This window comes from Phenylobacterium sp. (assembly GCF_030654915.1).
Lineage (GTDB): Bacteria > Pseudomonadota > Alphaproteobacteria > Caulobacterales > Caulobacteraceae > Phenylobacterium.
On sequence record NZ_JAURWM010000005.1, the window covers coordinates 1 to 6,420 of the forward strand.

A 6,420-nucleotide genomic window follows, 5' to 3' on the forward strand; every position below is an offset into this window, starting at 1 on the left:
CGCCATCGCCGTGGCTTCGCCGCCGCCGATGCACAGGCTGGCGACGCCGCGTTTGCCGCCACGCGCCTCCAGGGCCGACAGCAGGGTGGCGAGGATCCGTGCGCCCGAGGCGCCGATCGGATGACCAAGCGCGCAGGCGCCGCCGTTGACGTTGAGCTTGGCCCGGTCGACGCCCAGTTCGCGCTCGGCGATCATGGCCACCACGGCGAAGGCCTCGTTGACCTCGAACAGATCGACCTCATCGACGCTCCAACCAGCCCGCTTCATCGCCTTCTGCATGGCAGGGACCGGCGCGGTGGCGAACAGGCTCGGCTCATGGGCGTGGCCGGCGTGGCTGACCACCCGCGCCACCACCCTCAGCCCCAGCTTCTCGGCGACCGAGGCCCGGGTCATGACCAGGGCCGCCGCGCCGTCCGAGATCGAGGACGCATTGGCCGCGGTGATCGCTCCATCCTTGCCGAACGCCGGGCGCAGGGTAGGTATCTTGGCCGGATCGGCCTTCAGCGGCTGTTCGTCGGTGGAGACGATGTCCGTGCCCTTACGGCTCACGACCTCGACCGGGACGATCTCGCGCACGAAGGCGCCGCTTTCGATCGCCGCCTTGGCGCGGGCCAGCGACCCGATCGCGTACTCGTCCATCGCCTCGCGGGTGAATTGGTAGGCGCGCGCCGTCTCGTCGGCGAACGAGCCCATCAGCCGGCCTGGCTCATAGGCGTCTTCCAGGCCGTCCAGGTACATGTGGTCGAATGCGGTGTCGTGACCGATGCGGGCGCCGCCGCGATGCTTGTTCAGCAGGTAGGGCGCGTTGGTCATGCTCTCCATGCCGCCGGCGATGACGATATCGACGCCGCCGGCTGCCAGGGCGTCATAGGCCATGATTGCCGCCTGCATGCCCGACCCGCACATCTTGTTGATGGTGGTCGCCTCGACCGAGTTCGGCAGGCCCGCGCCCAGCGCCGCCTGACGGGCCGGCGCCTGGCCAAGCCCTGCCGGCAGCACGCACCCCATGACGATCTGCTCGACCATCTCGGGGCTGACGCCGGCGCGCTCAACCGCGGCGCGCACGGCCGCCGCGCCGAGCTCTGTCGCCTTGAGCGGCGAGAGAACGCCCTGGAAGCCGCCCATCGGGGTACGGGCATACGAGGCGATGACGACGGGATCGGTGCGCTGGGTCATGGGAGAGATATAGGTTGGCCGCGTTCGGGCGTCATCCCGAAGCTGTCATCCCGGAAAGCGCGGAGCGCTTGTCCGGGACCAATGAACACCAGATCAATCACGATGTGGCTTGGCCCCGCGCCGTTTTTCGAAGCGGCGCGAATAGGTCCCGGTCTTGCTTCGCAAACCGGGATGACACTTCGCGCTAGAGCGCCGCGATCGTCCGCGCGATGAAGCCGCCGCCCAGCACGCGGTCGGGCGCTTCGGGCGCATAGAGCACGCAGGCTTGGCCCGGGGCCACGCCTTCCTCGGACTGGTCCAGCGCCACGCCGATCTGGCCATCTTCAAGCGTCAGCCGCCCGGCCACCGGCTCACGGGTCGAGCGGACGCGGGCCAGTACGGGCCTGCCAACGGCTTCCTCGATGGTCGCGGTTTCACCCAGCCAATTGGTTTCCTTCAAGCTGAGGGCGCGGGTCAGCAGCGCCTCACGCGGGCCGACGATCACCTGGCGCTTGTCGGCGTCGATCTTGACCACGAACAGCGGATCGCCGACCGCGATATTCAGCCCCCGGCGCTGGCCGATAGTGTAGCGGGTGACACCTTCGTGGCGGCCCAGCACCCGGCCGTCCATGTGCACAACGTCGCCCGGCTCGGCGCCATGCGGGCGCAGGCGGTCGATCACCGTGGTGTAGCGGCCTTCCGGCACGAAGCAGATGTCCTGGCTATCGGGCTTGTCGGCGGCGGCCAGGCCCAGCTCGGCGGCCACGCGGCGCACCTCGGGCTTGGGCAGGCCGCCCAGCGGGAAGCGCAGGAAATCGAGCTGCTCGCGCGTCGTCGCGAACAGGAAATAGCTCTGGTCGCGCGCCGGGTCGGCGGCGCGTTGCAGTTGCGGCCCGTCCGGCCCCTCGGCGCGGCGGACATAGTGACCCGTGGCCATGGCCTCGGCGCCCAGGTCGCGAGCAACGTCGAGCAGGTCGCGGAACTTCACCGTCTGATTGCAGCGGATGCAGGGGATCGGCGTCTCGCCGCGTAGATAGGAGTCGGCGAAATCCTCGATGACCTGCTGCTTGAAGCGGCTTTCATAGTCGAGAACGTAGTGCGGGATGTTCAGGGCGTCGGCCGCCGTGCGGGCGTCGTGGATGTCCTGGCCGGCGCAGCAGGCGCCCTTCTTCTGGACCGCCGCGCCGTGGTCATAGAGCTGGAGGGTCACACCCACCACGTCATAGCCGGCGCGCGCCAGCAAAGCGGCGGTGACGGTGGAGTCGACCCCGCCGGACATGGCGGCGACCACGCGGGCGCCGGGCTTCAAGCCTACGGCGGCCCGGGCGGCCTCGACGGCCGTATCTGCGAAGAGCGCGTTCATGGGGCGCTATGTAGCGGTTCGCACCCTATTTTGCGAGGTCGGGCGCGCCTTAAGCGATCTGCGCCAGCATGTTGGACAGCCCCCTGGCCGCCTGGGCCATACGGGCGGCGGCGCTGGACGCTTGCTGGTACGTGGTCATCACGATGAGCTCCTCATCGAGGCTAACCCCCTCGATCGCTTCACGGCGAACGGCGGCTTCCTTGGCGATGGCCAGGGCCGTGTTCTTGCGGGCGTCGGCTATCTGCACTTGGCGCTGGGCAGAACCGCCCAACTCGGCGGCGTAGCTACCAAGGGTCGTGCTGACCTCGCCCAGCAGCCGGGCGCCGCGGCTATCGTCAGCGGTGATGGCCTGCCCGCCCGCGGCGACACTGAGATCAAGCAGACCAAGCCCGAGCTTCATCGGGTTCTCGACCACGGCGGGATCGACCTTAAACCTCGCCCCGGCCGACCGGATGAGATCGTTCATTCCGAAGACATGCGAGAAACCCCGGCCGCCCTTCATCGACCCACCTTCGTCGATCCCCACGCCTGTCCCGGCCGCGCCCTGTATGCTGAGGGCCCCGTCGGTGAAGTTCGCCGTCGCGGCGCCGCCCAGAGCCCGGTTGAGGACCGGCAGGAAATTGGCCGCCTCGAAATCGCCCCCCGGCTTCATGGTCATGGCGTCGAAGTCGATTTCGACCTCGTGTTGGACCACGCCGTTGTCGGCCCCAGCAGCGCCGACCACCGCGATGGTGGCGCTGCCGGTGAAACCGCTGACAGCGCTTTGCAGGTCCAAGCCCATATCGCGCCCAGCCAACAGGTTAGGAGCCGGCGAGGGCGTGGTCTTGTTGTAGGCCGCGTTGACCAGCTCGGCCGTGCGCCAGACGAATTCGCCAAGTTGGTCGGCCAGGGCGGGTAAGGTCGTGTCGCGCAGCTCAATCAGACCGGCGATCTCGCCGCCGGTGATCTGGATCGGCTGGGCGAACCCGATCTCACCCTCCGGCTCGACGGCGACATACCCCTTGGTCGGATCTGCGCGGTTGTAGCTGAGCGTCGCCGCCCCGCCATCGCCAGCCAGCAGCAGTCCCTCGGCCGAACGGACGGTGACGCCGCCGTTGGCCTTCGGCGCCACCCGCGCACTCATCAGTGTGACGAGTTCGTCGACCAGTTGGCTCTGGTTGCTCTCAGGGTCCGAGGCCTCGCCGATGGCCAGTTTGGAGCGGCTGATCTCGGCGTTGAGTTGGCTGATCTGGCCCAGCAGATCGTTCGCGCGATCAATGTCGGCGGAGATGCGTCCGTCCAACGCCTCGCCGAACTGGCTAGACTGCGTATCGATACGCGCCGATTGGGCGAGGAAGTCCTGGACCTGAGCAATCGCCCGACTGCGGCGGCTCGGCGAGGGATCGTCCGCCGCGGCGGCGAAGGCCGTGAAGATGTCGTCAGGGCGCGGGAGGTCGAACAGGCCCTGGGCGTCGCCTAGCTCCTGCGAGATCACGCTCCAGCGGCCGGCGTCAGACGAGGCGGTCAGGTTGGCCAATCGCAGATACCGGTCGGCGGTCCGCGCGGCGCCCTCGACCGAGAGACCCGCGCCCTGGCCGCCAGCGACGAGCGGCGAGGGGATCGCCGGTTTGCGGACAGAGCCTGGCGAATTGACCCGGGCGATATTGTCCGGGGTTGATCGCAGGTTCACCTGCGCGGGGTTGAGGCCCGGCGGCGGCGCGTTCGACAGCGCCATCAACGACATAGTTTGCCCCCCGCTTGGCAAAGCCTGTCGCGCGACCCGGCGAAATCTGCCGAGATGTCGGTGTACGCCCGCGCGAACCGCTTACAAAAATCCAAGCTTTTCAATGCCGTTCCGTCTGGGGGCCGTTTGATCTCCCAAACGAGGGCGCAAGACCGGCGCCAAGTCCAAGCCATGGCGTTGCGAGGCTTGGCTACGCAGCCCCTCAGACCGGCAGGGACGACCTATCGCCCCGGTTCGGCCCGGCAAAAAACGCACTCCCGTCGCGACCCGGTCCGACCAAGAAAACTATATTCTTCTTATTTTTCATTCCGTTACTTCTGGATTCCGAAGGTGGCGCGAAGGTTGCTCCGACCCTGCCGAATGTACGGCGCAGAAGCGCTCCATCGCGACAACGGGCCGGATCATCCGGGAGCCATGACAGCACCACTGCTCAATTTGCCGATCATGAGTCCACTCACCGGACCCTCGACCGCGCCCGCCGTCCAAGAGTCGGCAGGGGGCTTTGAGGCACTGCTGGCCGGGCTCTTCGGCGAAGCTGGGCAACAGGCCGTAGACGGCCCATTCGCCGACAAGGAGGTGTCGGACGAAGACGCCGCGCTGCAGCCCGGCTTGGCTGACGGTCCGACCACGCCGCCCCAGTCGGCGCAAGCCCAGGTCTTGGCGGCGATGTTGGCCACCGCTCCGCCGCAGAATCTGCCGACCATCGCCGACGCGCCCTCCGACGCGCCCGAAGGCGAACCGGCCGGCGCCTCGGCCCCCCTGCCCGCCGCCCCGTTCATGCCGCCGGGCGCCCAGCTCCTGCCGCCCGCCTCCGCCCCCGCCGCCTTGGCCGGATCGGCCGCGCCGGCGTCGCCACTGAGCCACAAGGCGGCCGCGGCATCCCAGGCGACACCACAGGCCGGCCTCGCCCAGCCTGAGACGCAAATTCCCGTCACCTCGGCGGCCACGGATCCGCGGGTCGCCGTTCCCGCGGCGGACCAGGCTCCCGAGCTCAACGCTTCGGCGAAGACCCCGCTCGCCGCCGGCGCGTCGCCAGCGCCCACGGCTCCTACGGCGAGCCCGGCGTCAGCCACCTCGACGGTCATCACGCCTCCGACAGGACCCGCGCCCCAAACCCCGTCCCAGGCCCCGTCCCAGGCCCCAGCGCCGGCGGCCGTCGCGCCGCCGGTCGGAGTGCAGGCCGCCCCCCAAGCCATGGCGCAGGCCGAGACGCGCGCGGCGGAGACACCGCTGGAGGCCGCCCCTGTTCAGCCGAACGCAACGCCTCGCGGCGCCAAGTCGGCCGAGACTGCTCGTCGTGGGCCGACCCAGACCACCGCCACGCCCATCGCTCCGAGCGACGACGCCACCTTGCCGACCGCCGTGGCCCCCAACGCTAGCGCCTCGACGCCGAGTGGGGCCGCACCCTACATAGAGACCGATACGGGCGCCGCCCCTCGCGAGACCAAGACGCCGGCCGCGCCCCACGCACCTGACTTCCAGCCTCCAGCTCCCGCCCCGGCGGCCCACACGGCGGCGCCAACGGCCCACGCCACTCCGGTCGTCGCGACCTCGGAGACCGTCGCCAACTTGACGGCGCAGATCTCCAAGAAGCTGGAAGGCCAATCCACCAAGTTTGACGTCGAGCTGAACCCTGCCGGCCTTGGCCGCGTCAGCGTGTCGGTCGAGATCGCCGCGAGCGGCAAGATGACCGCGGCCATGTCCTTCGACACCCCGCAGGCCGCCGCCGAGCTCCGCGCGCGGTCGTACGAACTACAACGCGCGCTTGAACAGGCCGGCTTCGATCTTTCCGGTGGGCTCTCCTTCGATGTCGCCAGCGATCGCAGCGACGGTCGCGGCGCGCCTCAACAGCAACAGAACGATGACGCCGCTTGGCGTGGCCGCGCCTTCCAAGCCGTGCTCGCCGCTGGCGAGACCGTGGAAGCCGCCAGCTCGCTCGCACTCAATTACGGACGCCGGTCGACCACCGGCGTCGACGTTCGGATCTAGGGGACACTCATGGCTATCGATCCCACAGCCGGCGCTGGCGCCACCCCAAAAGCGGCCGATACCGGCCGCACGCGCATGGCCGACAGTTATGAGTCGTTCATGAGCTTGTTGACGGCGCAGATCAAAAACCAGGACCCGCTGTCGCCGATGGACTCCACCCAGTTCACCCAGCAACTGGTGCAGATGACCG

General features: G+C 68.9%; 5 protein-coding genes. 2 read left to right on the top strand and 3 right to left on the bottom strand.

Translation table 11 applies throughout. From position 1 onward, the window contains the following. The 3 genes from Q7T84_RS00075 to Q7T84_RS00085 form a co-directional block, all read right to left on the bottom strand. Positions 1-1,176: acetyl-CoA C-acyltransferase (locus Q7T84_RS00075; RefSeq protein WP_304805524.1), on the bottom strand; the 1,176-nt coding region annotated here is incomplete at its 3' end. Positions 1,177-1,360: 184 nt separating this feature from the next. Continuing rightward, the gene (mnmA, locus tag Q7T84_RS00080; RefSeq protein WP_304805525.1) at positions 1,361-2,518 is read right to left on the bottom strand and encodes a tRNA 2-thiouridine(34) synthase MnmA; all 1,158 of its coding nucleotides are present in this window, start codon (positions 2,516-2,518) and stop codon (positions 1,361-1,363) included. A 49-nt stretch (positions 2,519-2,567) separates the two neighbouring features. Next, positions 2,568-4,241 carry a hypothetical protein gene (locus tag Q7T84_RS00085; protein WP_304805526.1) on the bottom strand — a complete coding sequence of 558 codons (1,674 nt, stop codon included), beginning with the start codon at positions 4,239-4,241 and terminating at the stop codon, positions 2,568-2,570. A 444-nt stretch (positions 4,242-4,685) separates the two neighbouring features. Between Q7T84_RS00085 and Q7T84_RS00090 the strand changes: the two genes are divergently transcribed. Together Q7T84_RS00090 and Q7T84_RS00095 are read left to right on the top strand one after the other, a co-directional pair. Then, on the top strand, positions 4,686-6,230 hold the full coding sequence (locus tag Q7T84_RS00090; protein WP_304805527.1) for a flagellar hook-length control protein FliK: 1,545 nt from the start codon (positions 4,686-4,688) through the stop codon (positions 6,228-6,230). Positions 6,231-6,239: 9 nt separating this feature from the next. Beyond that, positions 6,240-6,420 (top strand): flagellar hook capping FlgD N-terminal domain-containing protein (locus Q7T84_RS00095; protein ID WP_304805528.1); only part of this gene is annotated, 181 nt, incomplete at its 3' end.